We start from the raw sequence: 15,523 nt of genomic DNA on the forward strand, positions 1-15,523 counted from the left end.
TGCGGCATCGTCCCGAAAGCCGGCGACCACCGTTCGGGACGATGCATCAGGCGGAGCTATGAACTTCGACGAGATCCGCACCTTCGCGGCCGCATCGCGCGGTGGCGCGCGCCTGATCGGCGTCGATCTCGGGACCAAGACGATCGGGCTCGCCCTGTCGGATCTCGGCCGCCAGATCGCGAGCCCGCTCGAGACGATCCGCCGGGTGAAGTTCACCCCGGACGCGCAGCGCCTGGCCGCCTTGTGCCGGCAGCACGCGGTCGGCGGCCTGGTGATGGGGCTGCCCCTGAACATGGACGGCAGCGAGGGGCCGCGGGTGCAATCGACCCGCGCGTTCATCCGCAACCTCAGGCCGATCATCGACATCCCGCACGTCTTCTTCGACGAACGCCTGTCCACGGCCGTGGTGACCCGGGCGTTGATCGAGGCGGATGCCTCCCGGGCCCGGCGCGGCCAGCTCGTGGACAAGCTCGCCGCCGCCTACATCCTGCAGGGCTGCCTCGACGTGATGCGCAACCTCGCGGATTCCGACGCAGACGCACTCAACGACTGAGGAGCGAGACCGCACCGCTGCCGTGCCGCTCGATCCGGCCGTCGAGCTCCAGCTCCAGCAGCACCGTCTGCACCACCCGGGCGCCGACCCCGGCGCTGCGCGCGAGCTCGTCGGTCCCAATCGGGCACGGCCCCAGCAGGGCGATGATTCTCTGGCGGTCGTCTGTAGGCTCCTCCGGTTCGACCGCCGGCGCGTCGGGACCGGCGGCCATCCTGGTGCTGTCGTTGAGCAGGTCCGCCCGCCGATCCAGATCGATCTCGTCCCAGAAATCCGGTTGCTCGGCGAAGTCCGGCCGGTCCCGTGCGGGGGCTGCATCGGGATCTGGGCCGCGATCGATGATCGGGCCGATCACGGCGAGGACGTGGTCGATGTCGGCCACCAGGGTCGCGCCCTGGCGGATCAGGTCGTTGGTGCCCTCCGCCCGCTGGTCGAGCGGGGAGCCCGGGACGGCGAACACTTCGCGGTTCTGCTCCAGGGCGTAGCGCGCCGTGATCAGCGAGCCGGAGCGGCGCGCCGCCTCCACCACGATCGTGCCGTAGGCCAAGCCCGAGATGATGCGGTTGCGGCGCGGGAAGTCCCGGCCGCGCGCGTCCCAGCCGATCGGCATCTCGGCCAGCACCGCACCGCCCTCCCCCAGGATCGCGTCGACCAGGGCCGCGTGGCTGGCGGGGTAGATCCGGTCCTGCCCGCCGGCCATCACTGCGACGGTGCCGGTGTGCAGGCTGGCCTTGTGGGCGCGGGCGTCGATCCCCCGGGCGAGCCCCGAGACCACTGCGAGACCGGATTCGCCGAGGCCCCGGGCCAGCCGCTCCGTGAAGGCGAGCCCCGCGGTCGAGGCATTGCGCGACCCCACGATGGCGATGGCGGGCCGCGCCAGGATCCTGGGGTCGCCACGCAGCGCGATGAGCGGCGGGGCCGCGTCGGTAACCTGAAGCAGGCGCGGAAAGTCCGGTTCACCGGTGGCGAGCAGCCGACCCCCGAGGCGTGCCAGCGCGGCGACCTCGTCCTCGGCCTGCAGCCGGCTCGGCGGCTCGATGCGTTTCCCCTGCCGCCCGGTCAGCGAAGGCAGGGCTTCGAGGGCTGCGGCGGCGCCGCCGAACCGATTGATCAGCGAGCGGAAGCTGCGGGGGCCTACGCCCTCGGTCCGGATCAGCCGCAGCCAGTCGAGGCGCTGGGCGTCGCTGAGCTGCATGGCGCCCCCTCCTCGGGATCACGCCGTCGCCCGTGACGGCTCAGCCCTTCTGGCCGATACGCCCCTCTGAGCCGGCCGCGAGTCGGCGGATGTTGGGTGCGTGCTTCCACCATAGCAGCAGGCCGAGCAGCAGGAACAGCACAGCTTGCGTCGGCGCGCCGAGCGCCCACAGCACGAGCGGCGTCGCCGCGGAGGCGGCCAGGGCCGCCAGCGACGAGTATTTCAGCGCAAAGGCCAGGCCGAGCCAGATCGCCGCGAAGGCCGCCAGAGCCGGCGGGCTGAAGGCCAGCAGCACGCCGATGAAGGTCGCCACCCCCTTGCCGCCCTTGAAGCCGAGCCAGACCGGAAAGAGATGGCCCAGGAAGGCTCCGAGCCCGGCGGCGAGCGCCGGTCCCTCGCCGAACTGCCGGGCGATCAGCACCGCGGCGGTTCCTTTCAGGGCATCGCCCAGCAGGGTCGCGGCGGCGAGACCCTTCCGGCCGGTGCGCAGCACGTTGGTCGCGCCGATATTGCCCGAACCGATCGCCCGGACGTCGCCGAGGCCGGCGAAGCGCGTCAGGATCAGCCCGAACGGGATCGCCCCCAGGGCATAACCCAGGGCCAGGCCGCCGAGGACGGCCGGCGTCGCGAGGTCCGGGAAAATCATGCCGCCGCCGCCAGATCGTCGAGGGCGTGTACCGTCCGGCCTCCGACCAGCGTCAGCACCGCGGCGCCCTGGAGGCGCGCCTCATCGAACGGCGAGTTCTTCGAGCGCGACTTGAGCCGCCGCTTGTCGAGCACGTAGGGCAGATCGGGGTCGATCAGCACGAGGTCGGCGGGCGCACCGACCGCCAGCCGGCCGGCCTCGCGGCCGAGGATCCGGGCCGGGTTGACGGTGAGCGCCGCCACGAGCTTGGCGAGCGCGAGGTCGCCGGTATGGACCAGCCGCAGGGACGCGCCGAGCAGGGTCTCGATCCCCAGCGCCCCGTCGGCCGCCTCCGCGAAGGGCAGGCGCTTGGTCTCCACATCCTGCGGGTTGTGATCGGAGACGACGACGTCGATCACGCCCTCGTTCAGGGCCTGCACCATGGCGTGCCGGTCGGCCTCGTCGCGGAGCGGCGGCGAGAGCCGGCAGAAGGTGCGGTAATGGCCGATGTCGTTCTCGTTCAGAACGAGGTTGTTGACCGAGACCCCGCAGGTCACCGGCAGCCCGTCCTGCTTGGCCCGGCGCACGATCTCGACCGAATCGGCGGTCGAGATCATGGCCGCGTGGTAGCGGGCGCCGGTCAGCCGGACGAGGCGGATGTCGCGCTCCAGCATCACCGTTTCAGCCTCCCGGGGGATGCCCATCAGCCCAAGGCGCGAGGCGAGTTCGCCCTCGTTCATGACGCCCTCGGCGACCAGGTCGGCATCCTCGACATGCTGCATGAGGAGGGCATCGAAATCCCGGGCGTAGGTCAGCGCACGACGCATCACCTGGGCGTTGCCGACCGCATGCAGGCCATCGGTGAATGCCACCGCGCCCGCTTCCTGGAGCAGGCCGAACTCGGTCATCTCCTTGCCGGCCAGGCCCTTGGTGATCGCGGCCGCGGGCAGGACGTTGACGCACGCGGTGTCACGGGCGCGGCGGAGCACGAAGTCCACGATCGCCGGGCCATCGATCACCGGGTTGGTGTCGGGCATGCAGACCAGGGTGGTGACGCCGCCCGCCGCCGCGGCGGCGCTGGCCGAAGCCAGGGTCTCGCGGTGTTCGGCCCCGGGCTCGCCCACGAAGGCACGCATGTCGATCAGGCCCGGGGTGAGAACACGCCCACGGCAATCGATCCGCGTGGCCTCCGCCGGAACTCCGGGGGCGGCCCCCTCGGCGATGTCGGCGATCCGGCCGTCGCGCACCAGAACGGCCCCCCGCGTCTCGTGGCCCGTCGCCGGGTCGAGGAGGGTCGCGTTGGCCAGAAGAATGCTGCTCACAGGGGCGCTCTCGCTGAGGATGCCGGGCCGTCGAGACGCATGGCGAGGCCGGCCGCCGCCATATGGGCCTTGGCCTCGGCCACGCTGGCCTGCCCGAAATGGAAGATCGAGGCGGCCAGCACGGCGCTGGCGCCGCCCTGGGCCACGCCGGCCACGAGGTCGTCCAGACCGCCGACCCCGCCCGAGGCGATCACCGGGACGGTCACGGAGTCGCTGATCGCCCGCGTCAGCGCGAGGTCGTAGCCGGAGCGCGTGCCGTCCTTGTCCATCGAAGTGACCAGCAGCTCGCCTGCGCCCTTCCCGGCGACGAGGCGGGCGAACGCCACCGCGTCGATGCCGGTCGGATCGCGGCCGCCATGGGTGAAGATCTCCCAGCGGGCGGCTTCGCCGGGGCCGGAGACCCGCTTGGCGTCGATCGCCACCACGATGCACTGCGCACCGAATTTCTCAGCCGCGCGGGCGACGAGGTCCGGGTCCTTCACGGCGGCGGTGTTGATCGCGACCTTGTCGGCACCGGCCAGGAGCAGCCCGCGCACGTCTTCGACCGCGCGGACGCCGCCGCCGACCGTGAGGGGCATGAAGCAGGCCTCGGCGGTCCGGCTGACGATGTCGAGCAGCGTCCCGCGGGCCTCGCGGCTGGCGGTGATGTCGAGGAAGCACAGCTCGTCGGCACCGGCCGCGTCGTAGACCTTGGCCGCCTCCACCGGGTCGCCGGCGTCGCGCAGGCCCTCGAAGCGGACGCCCTTCACGACGCGCCCGTCCTTCACGTCGAGGCAGGGGATGATGCGGGTCTTGAGCACGAGCCCTCGGCGGTCCGATCAGGTTTCGGGATCGATCGCGAACGGCCGATCCATGATGTCCTGATACGTGTAGGGGCAGGCTTCTGGGAAGTGCCTCAAGGCGAGACCTGTCGTGTCCGCGGCTTCAAGGCGGGGGCATCGATAAGCCCGCCCGACAGCATCGCCCAGCCGGTTCTTGAGACTTGGGCTGTCACGAAGTTCGTCGGAGACGTGGTTCCGGTGCCTTGCGATATCGATTGCATCGAGTCGGCTATGCGCGCTTGAGCCGTCGTCGACCGTGAGCACGGTCGCGAGTACCCCCCGCAAGGCGCCCATCAAGCCGGCGAATTGAATCCGGCCTAAGCACTCTATCTCCTGAGCGAGAGTCTCCCCGTCGAGCCCCGTTACGGCGCCTGCACGCAGGAGAGCGCGCCGATCCTGCGTCCAGGCGTAGAAGTCGTCTTGGTAGGCCGTTCCGACTGGTGCGCGGTGGGCCATGACAACTTCTTGGGTCGATGGGCGTCGATCGTCAAACCTATCACGCCGCCGGGCCGCGTGCCTGCGCGATCGCCGCAAGGGCGGCCTGCGGGTCGATGCGGCCGTCGTAGAGGGCCCGGCCGGTGATGGCGCCGGCGATAAGGGCGCAATCGGGCTGGAGCAGGCGGTGCACGTCGTCGATCGAGGCGAGGCCGCCGGAGGCGATCACCGGGATCCGCACGGCCTGTGCCAGCGCCAGGGTCATCTCGACGTTGAGGCCCTTGAGGATCCCGTCGCGGGCGATGTCGGTGTAGATGATCGCCGCGACGCCGGCATCCTCGAACCGGCGGCCGAGCTCCTCGGCGGTCATGCTGGAGGTCTGCGCCCAGCCCTCGACCGCCACCCGGCCGTCCTTGGCGTCGATGCCCACCGCGATCTTGCCGGGATGCAGGCGCGCCGCCTCCCGGACGAATGCGGGATCGCGCACGGCGGCGGTGCCGATGATCACCCGGGCTACGCCCTTCGCAAGCCAGCCCTCGAGCGTCTTCATCTCGCGGATCCCGCCGCCGAGCTGCACCGGGATGCCGACCCGGGCCAGGATCGCATCGACCGCGGCGGCGTTGCGCGGCGCGCCCGCGAAGGCGCCGTCGAGATCGACCACGTGCAGCCAGGGAAAGCCCTGGTCCTCGAAGGTCGCGGCCTGCGCGGCCGGATCGTCACCGAAGATCTTGGCCTGCGCCATATCCCCCTGGATGAGGCGGACGCAGCGCCCTTCCTTCAGGTCGATCGCCGGGTACAGGATCACGGGTGGTCGTTTCCTTCTGGCCGAAGCCGGAGCCCGCTCAGGGGCGCCAGTTCAAAAAGTTCGCGATGAGAGCCAGGCCGAGGCGCTGGCTCTTCTCGGGGTGGAATTGCGTTCCGGCGATGTTGCCGCGGGCGACCATGGCGGTGACCGGCCCACCGTACTCGGCCTGCGCGACCACGTCCTCCGGGTGCGCGGCGGCGAGCGTGAAGCTGTGCACGAAGTAGGCGTGCAGGCCGTCTTCCCCGGTGGGGATGCCGGCGAGCAGCGCGTGGTCGCGAGCCGCCAGCAGGGTGTTCCAGCCCATATGGGGGATCTTGAGCGCCGGATCGGACGGGCGGATCGGCGCGACGTCGCCCGGGATCCAGCCGAGACCCGGCGTGGTCTCGTATTCGAGCCCGCGGGTCGCGAGCAACTGCATGCCGACGCAGATCCCCAGGAACGGCCGGCCGGCGACCTGCGCCACCTCGGTCATTGCCTCGACCATGCCGGGGACGGCATCGAGCCCGCGCCGGCAATCCGCGTAGGCGCCGACGCCCGGCAGGACGACGCGGTCGGCGGCTGCCACCACGGCCGGGTCGGAGGTCAGGCGGATCCGGGCGTCGCGCCCACTCTCGCGCGCAGCGCGCTCGAACGCCTTGGCGGCCGAATGGAGGTTGCCCGACCCGTAATCGATGATCGCGACCGTCTCGGTACTCATGCGGGTCTCGACGTGACACTCACCGGGCGATTTCCTGCGCGGGGAACAGGCCGATCACCGGCTCGGTGCGTCGGGTCGGCCCGGCCGGGAACGGCGCCCGCGGCGCCGCTGCGCTCGAATCGAGCCAGCGGTTGAGGGCCCGGGCTTCAGCCTCCTCGGGGGTAGCGGCGATGACGGCATCCCGGGCCGGCCATCCCCGGCGCACCAGGGTCCAGCGGCGCAGGCTCGAGGCTTCGAGGCCGACCAGCCAGGAGGCCAGCAGCGTGACGAGCGTGGCGATTCCCGCCGGCAACCCCATAAGATGGCCGATGCCGGCCAGGGCCAGGAACCCCGCCAGGACGATGAGCGCCGCGATCCAGAGGCGGTGGAACAGGAACCACAGCACGCCGAAGGCGAAGGCCGGCCAAGCAAAGCCGTCCGGCACGAGCACGGCCCTGTCGAGGCCGATGGACTCGCCCGGCCGCGCATCGATCGGCAGGTGGAGCGTGTAGCTGCGCATCCGCATGGCGGGTCTCCCGGCTCCGGCGCTATCCCGAACGATGTTTTCGGGACGGTGCAAACTCAAGGACGAAACGACGGTCTACAGGGAGCCCTTCGTAGAGGGAACGCGTCCCTCCTCGCGGGGATCGATCGCGACCGCTTTCCGCAAGGCGCGGGCCAAGCCCTTGAAGCAGCTTTCGGCGATGTGGTGGGCGTTGTCGCCGTACAGGGTCTCGACGTGCAGCGTCAGCCCGGCATTCATCGCGAAGGCCTGGAACCACTCGCGGACCAGCTCGGTGTCGAACTGCCCGATCTTCTCCACCTTGAACGTGGTGCGAAACACCAGGAACGGCCGCCCCGAGATATCGACGCAGACCCGCGTCAGCGCCTCGTCCATGGGCAGGTGGATGTCGGCGTAGCGCGTCACGCCGCGCTTGTCGCCGAGCGCCTTGGCAAAGGCTTGGCCCAGCGCGATGCCGCAATCCTCCGCGGAATGGTGCTGATCGATATGCAGGTCCCCGTCGACCTTGACCTCCAGGTCGAACAGGCCGTGCCGGGCGAACAGGTCCAGCATGTGATCGAGGAAGCCGATGCCGGTGGCGATCTTCGACTGCCCGGTCCCGTCGAGGCCGACGCTAACCGCGATGTCGGTCTCGGCGGTCTTCCGGCTGATGGAGGCGCTGCGCATTTTATGAGGACTTTGCGTCGGGGCCGGCCTGCGGCCGCGCGGGCGTTCTAGTGTGACTTCGTTCGGAATGGAAAGGGCGACGCCGCCCTAGCCGTTCAGCACCCGGCCCGCCACAGCGTCGAGCTTGGCCAGCACCGCCGGGTCGCGGGCGGCCGGCGCGGTCATGATCGCGCCGTCCAGCGCCCGGTGCGAACCCGCCGGGCAGGGCTCGCGCGTGGCCGGGAAATCGCGGGCGAGCCGTGCCACCAGCCGGGCGGCCTTGTCGGCGTTGGCCCGGGCCACGGCGATCACCGCGGCGACGTCCACGGCGTCGTGGCCGGGGTGCCAGCAATCGAAGTCGGTCACCATGGCGATCGTCGCGTAGGTGATCTCGGCCTCGCGGGCGAGCTTCGCCTCGGGCATGTTGGTCATGCCGATGACGTCGAACCCCTGTGCCTTGTAGGCGCGGGATTCGGCGAGCGACGAGAATTGCGGGCCCTCCATGCAGACATAGGTCCCGCCGCGATGGACGGGAATGTCCTCGGCCTTGGCCGCCGCCGCGATGTGCGCCTGCAGGGTCGGGCCGACCGGATGCGCGAGCGAGACATGGGCCACGCAGCCGTCGCCGAAGAACGATGACGCGCGCCCATGGGTGCGGTCGACGAACTGATCCACGAGCACGAACAGTCCCGGAGGCAGCTCCTCGCGGAACGATCCGCAGGCCGAGAGCGAGACCAGATCCGTCACGCCCGCCCGCTTCATCGCGTCGATGTTGGCGCGGTAATTGATGCCCGACGGCGAGAACCGGTGGCCGCGCCCGTGGCGGGCCAGGAACACGATCTTGGTGTCGCCGATCCGCCCGATGCGCAGGGCGTCCGATGGCTCGCCCCAGGGCGATGCGACCTGCTCCTCGCGCACGTCCTCCAGGCCCGGCAGGTCGTAGACCCCGGACCCGCCCATCACCCCGAGCACCGCTGCCGTCATGCCGGTTTCCCTTTCGTGAGGTTCGTCCAATCCGCGACCTCATCGTGAGGTGCCGGAGCGGAGCGGAGGCCTCCTGCGTCAGCGGCTATCCCTGGAGCTCCCCTTCGAGGCCCGCCGACGCGGGTACCTCAGGATGAGGGGAGGAGGGCATCTGCGTTGCCGGGAGGCGGACCGTCGCGTTCGCCGACCGGTAGCACGCAGTCCCAGCGCAAAAAAGGTGGGCCCCCCGAAGGAGGCCCACCCAGCAGGATCGGAGAGGCGGCGCCTCAGAAGGTCTTGTGCAGCTCCGGCTGGAGGCCGTGGACCTCGCCGCCGACATCGGCCCAGACCTTCTTCTTCACGTAGTAGAGCAGCCCCGACATGATGATCAGGAACAGGATCACGCGGAAGCCAAGCGCCTTGCGGTCCATCATGTGCGGCTCGGCCGCCCACATCAGGAAGGCCGAGACGTCCTTGCCGTACTGGTCCACCGTCTCGGGGACCACGGGCTGGCCGGCGTCGTTCTTGGCGTAGGTGACCTGGCCGTCGGTGATCGGCGGCGGCATCGCGATGATGTGGCCGGGATAGTACTTGTTGTAGTGGCCGCCATCGGGGACCGTGAAGTCCTTCGGCGCCTCCTCGTAGCCGTTGAGGAGGGCGTGGATGTAGTCGGGCCCCTGCTCGGAATAGCCGATCAGCGGAAGCCAGTCGGTGAGGAAGTACAGCGAGCCGCGGGAGAAGGTCCGCGCCTTGGCGATCACCGAGAAGTCCGGCGGTGCCTTGCCGCCGTTGGCGGCCGCCGCAGCCTGGTCGTTCGGGAAGGGGGGTGGGAACGTGTCCGCCGGCCGACCCGGCCGGTCGAACATGTCGCCCGCATCGTTCGGGCCGTCCTTCACCTGGTAGGTCGCGGCCAGCGCCTTGACCTGCGCGGCCGAGAAGTCCGGCCCGCCCTCCTGCGCGAGATTGCGGAAGGCCACCAGCTTCATCGAGTGGCAAGCGGAGCAGACTTCCTTGTAGACCTGAAAGCCCCGTTGGAGCTGGGCGGTGTCGAAGCGGCCGAACGTGCCGGCGAAGCTCCAGTTGACGCGGCCCGGCACCGGGCCGCCATGCCCTTCCTGGGCGGAGGCCGGCACGGCGCCGATCAGCAGCGCCGCGAGGGCGGCGGCAGCGGTCGTCGAGAGGACGCGGGTCATCATCATGGTTCCGTCGTCACCCCGTCAGCCTTTGGTAATCGGAGCGGCGGCGGCGCCCGCCGGCATCCCCGATCCGTTCACCTGTTTGCCCGGCCCGGTCACGCTCTCCAGGATCGAGGCCGGGAGCGCCTTGGGCGTCTCGAACAGGCCGCACAGCGGCATCACGATCAGGAAGTGGGCGAAGTAATAGGCCGTGCAGATCTGCGACGCGATCACGTAGCCCCCCTCCGGCGGCTGGGATCCGAGCCAGCCCAGGAGGAAGGTCGCGCCGATGAACGCCCAGAAGAACTGGCGGTAGATCGGCCGGTAGTTGCAGGAGCGCACCCGCGACCAGTCCAGCCACGGCGCGAACGCCAGGATGATCACCGCCGAGAACATCAGGATCACGCCGCCGAGCTTGCTCGGGACGGCCCGTAGGATCGCGTAGAACGGTAGGAAGTACCATTCGGGCACGATGTGCGCGGGCGTCACCGCCGGGTTGGCCGGGATGTAGTTGTCGGCGTGGCCCAGGTAGTTCGGCTGGTAGAACAGGAACCACGCGAACAGGATCATGAACACGCAGGTGGCGAACACGTCCTTGACGGTGGCGTAGGGGGTGAACGGAACCGCGTCCTTGCCCGACTTGATCGGGATGCCGGCCGGGTTGTTCTGGCCGGTGACGTGCAGCGCCCAGACATGCAGCACGACGACGCCGGCGATCATCCAGGGCAGCAGGTAGTGCAGCGAGAAGAACCGGTTCACCGTCGGGTTGCCGACCGAGTAGCCGCCCCACAGCAGGGTCTGGATGGTGTCGCCCACCACCGGGATCGCCGCCAGGATGTTGGTGATGACGGTGGCGCCCCAGAAGCTCATCTGGCCCCACGGCAGCGTGTAGCCGAGGAAGGCGGTCGCCATCATCAACAGGTAGATGATCACGCCGAGGATGTAGAGCACCTCACGCGGGGCCTTGTACGACCCGTAGTACAGCGCCCGGAACATGTGGACGTAGACCGCCACGAAGAACATCGACGCGCCGTTGGCGTGCGCGTAGCGCAGCAGCCAGCCGTAGTTCACGTCGCGCATAATCTTTTCGACGGAGTTGAACGCCCCTGTCGCGGAGGGCTCGTAATGCATCGCCAGCCAGACGCCGGTGACGATCTGGATTCCCAGGAAGGCGGCGAGAATCGCCCCGAAGGTCCAGAAGTAATTGAGGTTGCGCGGGACCGGATAGGCGATGAAGGACGAGTGCACGAGCCCGGCGATCGGCAGCCGGGCCTCGAACCATTTGGCGACGCGACTCTTCGGGACGTACGTGCTGGCAGTTCCGCTCATGTCCGCGTCCTTCTCACGCCGCTTCCTTGCCACCCTCGCCGATCCGGATCTTCGTATCCGTCTCGAAGGCGTAGGGCGGGATCGGCAGGTTGATGGGGGCCGGCCCGTGGCGGACGCGCCCGACGGCGTCGAACTGCGAGCCGTGGCAGGGGCACGCCCAGCCCTCGAAGCTGCCCTGGTGACCGATCGGCACGCAACCGAGATGCGTGCAGTTGCCGTAAACGATCAGCCACTGGTCGTGGCCTTTCTTGACCCGGGTCGGGAAGGCCGCCGGATCGATCATCGCCGACAGCGGGACCGCCTCCATGTCGGTCACCTCCTTGGCGGTGAGCTTGCGGACGAAGATCAGCTTGCCGCGCCAGAAGACGTTGACGATCTGTCCGTCCTGGATGGGCGTCAGATCGACGTCGATCGGCGCCCCGGCCGCGATCGTGTCGGCGTCGGGCGCCATGGAGGAGACCAGCGGCCATGCCGCGGCACCCGCACCGACGGCGAGGCCAGCCCCCGTGGCGAGGAACAGGAAGTCGCGGCGGCTGCCGTCTTGGGAGCTGCCGTCGTGGGCGCTGCCCTCCCGGGATGCGGGAGTAGTGGCGGAGGTGGTCGCCAAGATTTGGAACTCCGTGCGTCGGCGTGAGGGCCGCAGGTGCCCTGCCCTGATGTCCCGGCTGTACCGAGATCAAAGCATTATCGTTCTAATCTGAGCAATGAGACCGTCTGCCACCCCCAAGTCAAGCTATGCCGGGGCGCCGGAGGACGCGCTTAGGTCACGATCGTTGTCATATGTTGCAGGGCAGCGCCCGGCCTGCGCTGCTACGCCACGGCGCTGTCGAGACGGGTCGTTCCACCGTCCAGGAAGCCCCCGGATTGGCGGGCCCAGAGGCCGGCGTAGACGCCCCCGCGGGCGACGAGTTCGGCATGGGTGCCCTCCTCGACGATTCGGCCCCGGTCGATCACCACCAAGCGGTCGAGCGCCGCGATGGTCGACAACCGGTGGGCGATCGCCACCACGGTCTTGCCGGCCATCAGCGTGTCGAGTGATTCCTGGATCGCCGCCTCGACCTCGCTGTCGAGGGCGGACGTCGCCTCGTCCAGGATCAGGATCGGCGCGTCCTTGAGCATGACCCGGGCGATGGCGATGCGCTGGCGCTGGCCGCCCGACAGCTTGACGCCGCGCTCGCCGACCTGGGCGTCGTAGCCCCGGCGGCCCTTGTGATCAACGAGATCGGCGATGAACCGGTCGGCATGGGCCAGCCGGGCGGCGCGAACGATTTCCTCCTGCGTGGCCCCGGGACGCCCGTAGCCGATGTTCTCGCGGATCGAGCGGTGCAGCAGGGACGTGTCCTGGCTGACCATCGCGATGGCCTCGCGGAGCGACTGCTGCGTCACCGTCGCGATGTCCTGGGCATCCACCAGGATCCGGCCGCTCTCGACCTCGTAGAGGCGCAGCAGCAGGCTCGCGAGGGTGGATTTACCCGCGCCGCTGACGCCGACCAGCCCGACCTTCTCGCCGGGGCGGATCGTCAACGTGAAATCCTCGATCACGGTGGCGTCGCCGCGTCCGTAATGGAAGCCGACATTCTCGAAGCGGATCTCGCCGCCCGCGACTGCCAACTCGCGGGCCTCCGGGGCGTCGACCAGCGCGTGCGGGCGCGCCATGGTCTGCATGCTCTCTTGGATCACCCCGACATTCTCGAACACGCCGCGGACCGTCTGCATCACCCAGCCTGACATGGCGATGAGCCGCAGGATCAGGGCGAGGCCGGCCGAGGCTTCGCCGGTGGTCATGCTGCCGTCCCGCCAGAGAATCAGGCAGGCCGCCCCGGTGGCGATCAGCAGCGCGCTGTTGAGCATCCCGAGCACGCTGGTCGTCAGCGTCACCAGCCGGAACTGGTACAGGTAGGCGTCGGTATGGACCTCCACCGCGTCGCGCACCGTCGCACGCTCCTCGCGGTCGCGGGCGAACAGCTTCACGGTGAGGATGTTGGTGTAGCTATCGACGATGCGGCCGATCAGCACCGAGCGGGTGTCGGCGGTCTTGTGCGAGCGGGCGCGGGCGCGGGGCACGAACCAGGTCGTGAGCGCGGCATAGGCGCCGATCCAAACCAGCACCGGAAGGGCGAGCCAGGGCGAGATCGACCCGAACAGCCCGACCGCTGTCACCGCGTAGATCGCGACGTAGAGCAGCGTGTCGATGAACACGACGGCCAGTTCGCGAACCGCCGGACCGACCTGCACGACGCGGTTCGCAAGGCGGCCCGAAAAGTCGCCCTGGAAGTACGAGAGCGAATGCCCGAGGGTGTAGAGATGCGCCCGCCAGCGGATCTGGCTGGTCGATTGCGGCACGATCAGCTGGTTGGACAGCACCTCGTGCAGCCAGATCGAGATCGGCCGCACCAGCGCGATCAGCAGGAATACCAGCCCGAGCCCGACCGCATGGTCCGACATGACGCTGGCCCGGTCGGACGTGGCCAGCAGGTCGATGAACCAGCGCATCACCAGGTAGAGCGAGGCCTCGACGGTCCCTGCCACCACCGCGATGACGAACAACGCCACCAGGGCCGCCCGGATCGGACGCAGGTAGAACCCAGCGAAGCCAAGCACCGTCCGCGGCGGGGTCCGCGTCTCGTCGAAGGGCGCGAACGGATCGACGCGGCGCTCAAGCCAATTCAGGAACATGTCTTCCGGGCGCACAGATGGGAGAGCCCACCATGTAAGTGCCGGCCGTCGGCCGCCAAGCGCGCGCGGTCGTCGCGGCGCCGGGGCCTCAGATAAAATTCCTTCTTGAGGATCGGCCGGACGCGGCCGATCCCGTTGTCGCGGATCCGGTTCAGCGGGCCAGGGCGAGCGAGGCGCCCGACTTGGTTAGCGCCCCCTCGAGCGCGCCGCCGCCCTGGCGCAGCCGCGCCGCCACCGTGCCGCCGGGCTGATAGAGGTAGACCTCGCCATCGCGGAAATCCCAGGCCGAGACCCGGGCGAGGTCCTTGTTGGGGCAGCCGGACGCAGAGGCTTTGTAGAGGTCGAGGGCCGGGGCACTGGACAGGGTCACCTTGCAGTTCCCGCCAGTCGCGTCCCGCGCGTCCCAGCTGCCGACCACCGAGGCGCGGCCGCTGGTGACGACGGGTGGGGGCGGCGCCGGCGGCACGACCGGCTCGGCGATGACCGTGGGGGTGTTGGGCGTCGCATTGGCCTGGACGCCGGGCAGCGGCGGCGCGTCGGGGCTGGCGCTCGCGCCGGGCGGGGGCGCGAGCGGTGCCGCCGTCACCGTGCCCGACGGGACCGCCTGAACGGAATCGAGAGGCGCCTGCGACGGAGCCCTCGTCCTCGGGCTTTCCAGTCGGGTGGACGCGCAGGCGCCGAGCGTGGCGCTCAGGCACAGGGCGGCGAAGGTCGGCAGGCTCGGGCGCAGCATCGGACCACTTCGGATCAGGCTTGGGAAAAGCGCACGGCGGCGCCTTGGGCCCTGACTCGGTGGCAAATGCGCTGACGGCAAGGCGACCGCGCCGGCCGCACCCGAGTCCGCTGCGGACGGAAGGCCTTTTCGCCCCGGTGTGGCCGGGGCGCCTCAGATCCGGCGGTCAGACCACCCGCTCGACCATCATCTTCTTGATTTCGGCGATGGCCTTGGCCGGGTTCAGGTTCTTCGGGCAGGTGTTGGCGCAGTTCATGATCGTGTGGCAGCGGTAGAGCCGGAACGGGTCGTGCAGGGCGTCGAGCCGGTCGCCGGTGTTCTCGTCGCGCGAATCGATCAGCCAGCGATAGGCCTGGAGCAGGGCAGCCGGGCCGAGGAACTTGTCGCCGTTCCACCAGTAGCTCGGGCACGACGTGCTGCAGCACGCGCACAGGATGCACTCGTACAGGCCGTCGAGCTTCGACCGGTCCTCGGGGGTCTGGCGCCACTCCTTCTCGGGGGCGGGGGTCTCTGTCTGGAGCCAGGGCTCGATCGCGGCGTGCTGGGCGTAGAAGTTGGTCAGGTCCGGGACCAGATCCTTCAGCACCGGCATGTGCGGAAGCGGGTAGATCCGGATCGCCCCGTCCTTGTCCTTGCGGGTCATCATCGGAAGGGCGTTGTCGGGGCTCTTGCACTCCTCGATGCCCATCGTGCAGGCGAGCGCGTTCTGCCCCTCGATGTTCATGGCGCAGGAGCCGCAGATGCCCTCGCGGCAGGAACGACGGAACACGAGGGTCGAGTCGACCTTGTTCTTGATCCACAACAGCGCGTCGAGCACCATCGGGCCGCAATCGTCGCGGTCGACCTGATAGGTGTCGATCCGCGGGTTGGCCCCGTCATCCGGGTTCCACCGGTAGATCTTGAAGGTCTGCAGGTTCTTGGACCCGGCAGGCGGTGCCCACGAGCGTCCCTGCGTGATCTGGGAGTTTTTGGGAAGGTTGAACTGGGCCATCGCGTTTATATCCGGCAATATCGGTCAGAACCGGAAACCGGTCTGGACGGATACGCACG

Annotated in this window: 17 protein-coding genes; 1 reads left to right on the top strand and 16 read right to left on the bottom strand. The window is 69.5% G+C overall.

From position 1 onward, the window contains the following. Positions 1–58 precede the first annotated feature (58 nt). Positions 59–553, top strand: coding sequence for a Holliday junction resolvase RuvX (ruvX, locus tag AC0IY0_RS10665; protein ID WP_147906566.1), 495 nt, complete (start codon positions 59–61; stop codon positions 551–553). Here ruvX and dprA read toward each other — a convergent pair. The 16 genes from dprA to AC0IY0_RS10745 all read right to left on the bottom strand — a co-directional run bounded on the left by dprA (position 543) and on the right by AC0IY0_RS10745 (position 15,464). Beyond that, positions 543–1,745 carry a DNA-processing protein DprA gene (gene dprA / locus AC0IY0_RS10670; RefSeq protein WP_471763764.1) on the bottom strand — a complete coding sequence of 401 codons (1,203 nt, stop codon included), beginning with the start codon at positions 1,743–1,745 and terminating at the stop codon, positions 543–545. The genes ruvX and dprA overlap by 11 nt on opposite strands. Positions 1,746–1,785: 40 nt before the next feature. Next, on the bottom strand, positions 1,786–2,391 hold the full coding sequence (gene plsY / locus AC0IY0_RS10675) for a glycerol-3-phosphate 1-O-acyltransferase PlsY (protein WP_147906564.1): 606 nt from the start codon (positions 2,389–2,391) through the stop codon (positions 1,786–1,788). Then, positions 2,388–3,692, bottom strand: coding sequence for a dihydroorotase (locus tag AC0IY0_RS10680; RefSeq protein WP_147906563.1), 1,305 nt, complete (start codon positions 3,690–3,692; stop codon positions 2,388–2,390). The genes plsY and AC0IY0_RS10680 overlap by 4 nt, the downstream gene beginning before the upstream one ends. After that, the gene (gene hisF, locus AC0IY0_RS10685; protein ID WP_471763765.1) at positions 3,689–4,492 is read right to left on the bottom strand and encodes an imidazole glycerol phosphate synthase subunit HisF; all 804 of its coding nucleotides are present in this window, start codon (positions 4,490–4,492) and stop codon (positions 3,689–3,691) included. The genes AC0IY0_RS10680 and hisF overlap by 4 nt, the downstream gene beginning before the upstream one ends. An 18-nt stretch (positions 4,493–4,510) precedes the next feature. Further along, positions 4,511–4,969 carry a DUF29 domain-containing protein gene (locus AC0IY0_RS10690; protein ID WP_471763766.1) on the bottom strand — a complete coding sequence of 153 codons (459 nt, stop codon included), beginning with the start codon at positions 4,967–4,969 and terminating at the stop codon, positions 4,511–4,513. A 40-nt stretch (positions 4,970–5,009) separates the two neighbouring features. After that, a complete protein-coding gene (gene hisA, locus AC0IY0_RS10695; protein ID WP_147906560.1) occupies positions 5,010–5,753 on the bottom strand; it encodes a 1-(5-phosphoribosyl)-5-[(5-phosphoribosylamino)methylideneamino]imidazole-4-carboxamide isomerase in 744 nt (247 codons plus the stop codon). Positions 5,754–5,790: 37 nt separating this feature from the next. Further along, a complete protein-coding gene (hisH, locus tag AC0IY0_RS10700) occupies positions 5,791–6,450 on the bottom strand; it encodes an imidazole glycerol phosphate synthase subunit HisH (protein ID WP_471763767.1) in 660 nt (219 codons plus the stop codon). 19 nt (positions 6,451–6,469) lie between these two features. Beyond that, the gene (locus AC0IY0_RS10705) at positions 6,470–6,949 is read right to left on the bottom strand and encodes a DUF2628 domain-containing protein (protein ID WP_471763892.1); all 480 of its coding nucleotides are present in this window, start codon (positions 6,947–6,949) and stop codon (positions 6,470–6,472) included. A gap of 81 nt (positions 6,950–7,030) precedes the next feature. Continuing rightward, entirely contained in the window at positions 7,031–7,618 is a 588-nt protein-coding gene (hisB, locus tag AC0IY0_RS10710) for an imidazoleglycerol-phosphate dehydratase HisB (RefSeq protein ID WP_147855552.1), read from the bottom strand. 87 nt (positions 7,619–7,705) lie between these two features. Next, positions 7,706–8,581: an S-methyl-5'-thioadenosine phosphorylase gene (locus AC0IY0_RS10715; RefSeq protein WP_147906557.1), complete on the bottom strand. Its 876-nt coding sequence runs from the start codon at positions 8,579–8,581 to the stop codon at positions 7,706–7,708. 266 nt (positions 8,582–8,847) lie between these two features. Next, positions 8,848–9,759 carry a cytochrome c1 gene (locus AC0IY0_RS10720; RefSeq protein ID WP_471763768.1) on the bottom strand — a complete coding sequence of 304 codons (912 nt, stop codon included), beginning with the start codon at positions 9,757–9,759 and terminating at the stop codon, positions 8,848–8,850. Positions 9,760–9,777: 18 nt separating this feature from the next. Beyond that, a complete protein-coding gene (locus tag AC0IY0_RS10725; protein ID WP_471763769.1) occupies positions 9,778–11,064 on the bottom strand; it encodes a cytochrome b in 1,287 nt (428 codons plus the stop codon). Positions 11,065–11,077: 13 nt separating this feature from the next. Continuing rightward, positions 11,078–11,671: a ubiquinol-cytochrome c reductase iron-sulfur subunit gene (gene petA / locus AC0IY0_RS10730; RefSeq protein WP_147906554.1), complete on the bottom strand. Its 594-nt coding sequence runs from the start codon at positions 11,669–11,671 to the stop codon at positions 11,078–11,080. A 203-nt stretch (positions 11,672–11,874) separates the two neighbouring features. Continuing rightward, positions 11,875–13,740 (bottom strand): ABC transporter ATP-binding protein, encoded by a 1,866-nt coding sequence (locus AC0IY0_RS10735; protein ID WP_471763771.1) that lies wholly within the window; start codon positions 13,738–13,740, stop codon positions 11,875–11,877. Between the two features lie 151 nt (positions 13,741–13,891). Continuing rightward, complete coding sequence (locus AC0IY0_RS10740) at positions 13,892–14,473, bottom strand: AprI/Inh family metalloprotease inhibitor (protein ID WP_471763772.1); 582 nt, start codon at positions 14,471–14,473, stop codon at positions 13,892–13,894. Positions 14,474–14,639: 166 nt separating this feature from the next. After that, positions 14,640–15,464, bottom strand: coding sequence for a succinate dehydrogenase iron-sulfur subunit (locus AC0IY0_RS10745; protein ID WP_147937896.1), 825 nt, complete (start codon positions 15,462–15,464; stop codon positions 14,640–14,642). Between the last annotated feature and the right edge of the window lie 59 nt (positions 15,465–15,523).

Source organism: Methylobacterium sp. AC315, assembly GCF_979253755.1.

Coding starts and splice junctions, on each gene's coding strand:
- hisB (WP_147855552.1), bottom strand. CDS start 7,618: ATGCGCAGCGCCTCCATCAGCCGGAAGACCGCCGAGACCGACATCGCG.
- hisH (WP_471763767.1), bottom strand. CDS start 6,450: ATGAGTACCGAGACGGTCGCGATCATCGATTACGGGTCGGGCAACCTC.
- dprA (WP_471763764.1), bottom strand. CDS start 1,745: ATGCAGCTCAGCGACGCCCAGCGCCTCGACTGGCTGCGGCTGATCCGG.
- AC0IY0_RS10690 (WP_471763766.1), bottom strand. CDS start 4,969: ATGGCCCACCGCGCACCAGTCGGAACGGCCTACCAAGACGACTTCTAC.
- AC0IY0_RS10745 (WP_147937896.1), bottom strand. CDS start 15,464: ATGGCCCAGTTCAACCTTCCCAAAAACTCCCAGATCACGCAGGGACGC.
- AC0IY0_RS10740 (WP_471763772.1), bottom strand. CDS start 14,473: ATGCTGCGCCCGAGCCTGCCGACCTTCGCCGCCCTGTGCCTGAGCGCC.
- AC0IY0_RS10705 (WP_471763892.1), bottom strand. CDS start 6,949: ATGCGCAGCTACACGCTCCACCTGCCGATCGATGCGCGGCCGGGCGAG.
- AC0IY0_RS10715 (WP_147906557.1), bottom strand. CDS start 8,581: ATGACGGCAGCGGTGCTCGGGGTGATGGGCGGGTCCGGGGTCTACGAC.
- ruvX (WP_147906566.1), top strand. CDS start 59: ATGAACTTCGACGAGATCCGCACCTTCGCGGCCGCATCGCGCGGTGGC.
- plsY (WP_147906564.1), bottom strand. CDS start 2,391: ATGATTTTCCCGGACCTCGCGACGCCGGCCGTCCTCGGCGGCCTGGCC.
- AC0IY0_RS10725 (WP_471763769.1), bottom strand. CDS start 11,064: ATGAGCGGAACTGCCAGCACGTACGTCCCGAAGAGTCGCGTCGCCAAA.
- AC0IY0_RS10735 (WP_471763771.1), bottom strand. CDS start 13,740: ATGTTCCTGAATTGGCTTGAGCGCCGCGTCGATCCGTTCGCGCCCTTC.
- AC0IY0_RS10720 (WP_471763768.1), bottom strand. CDS start 9,759: ATGATGATGACCCGCGTCCTCTCGACGACCGCTGCCGCCGCCCTCGCG.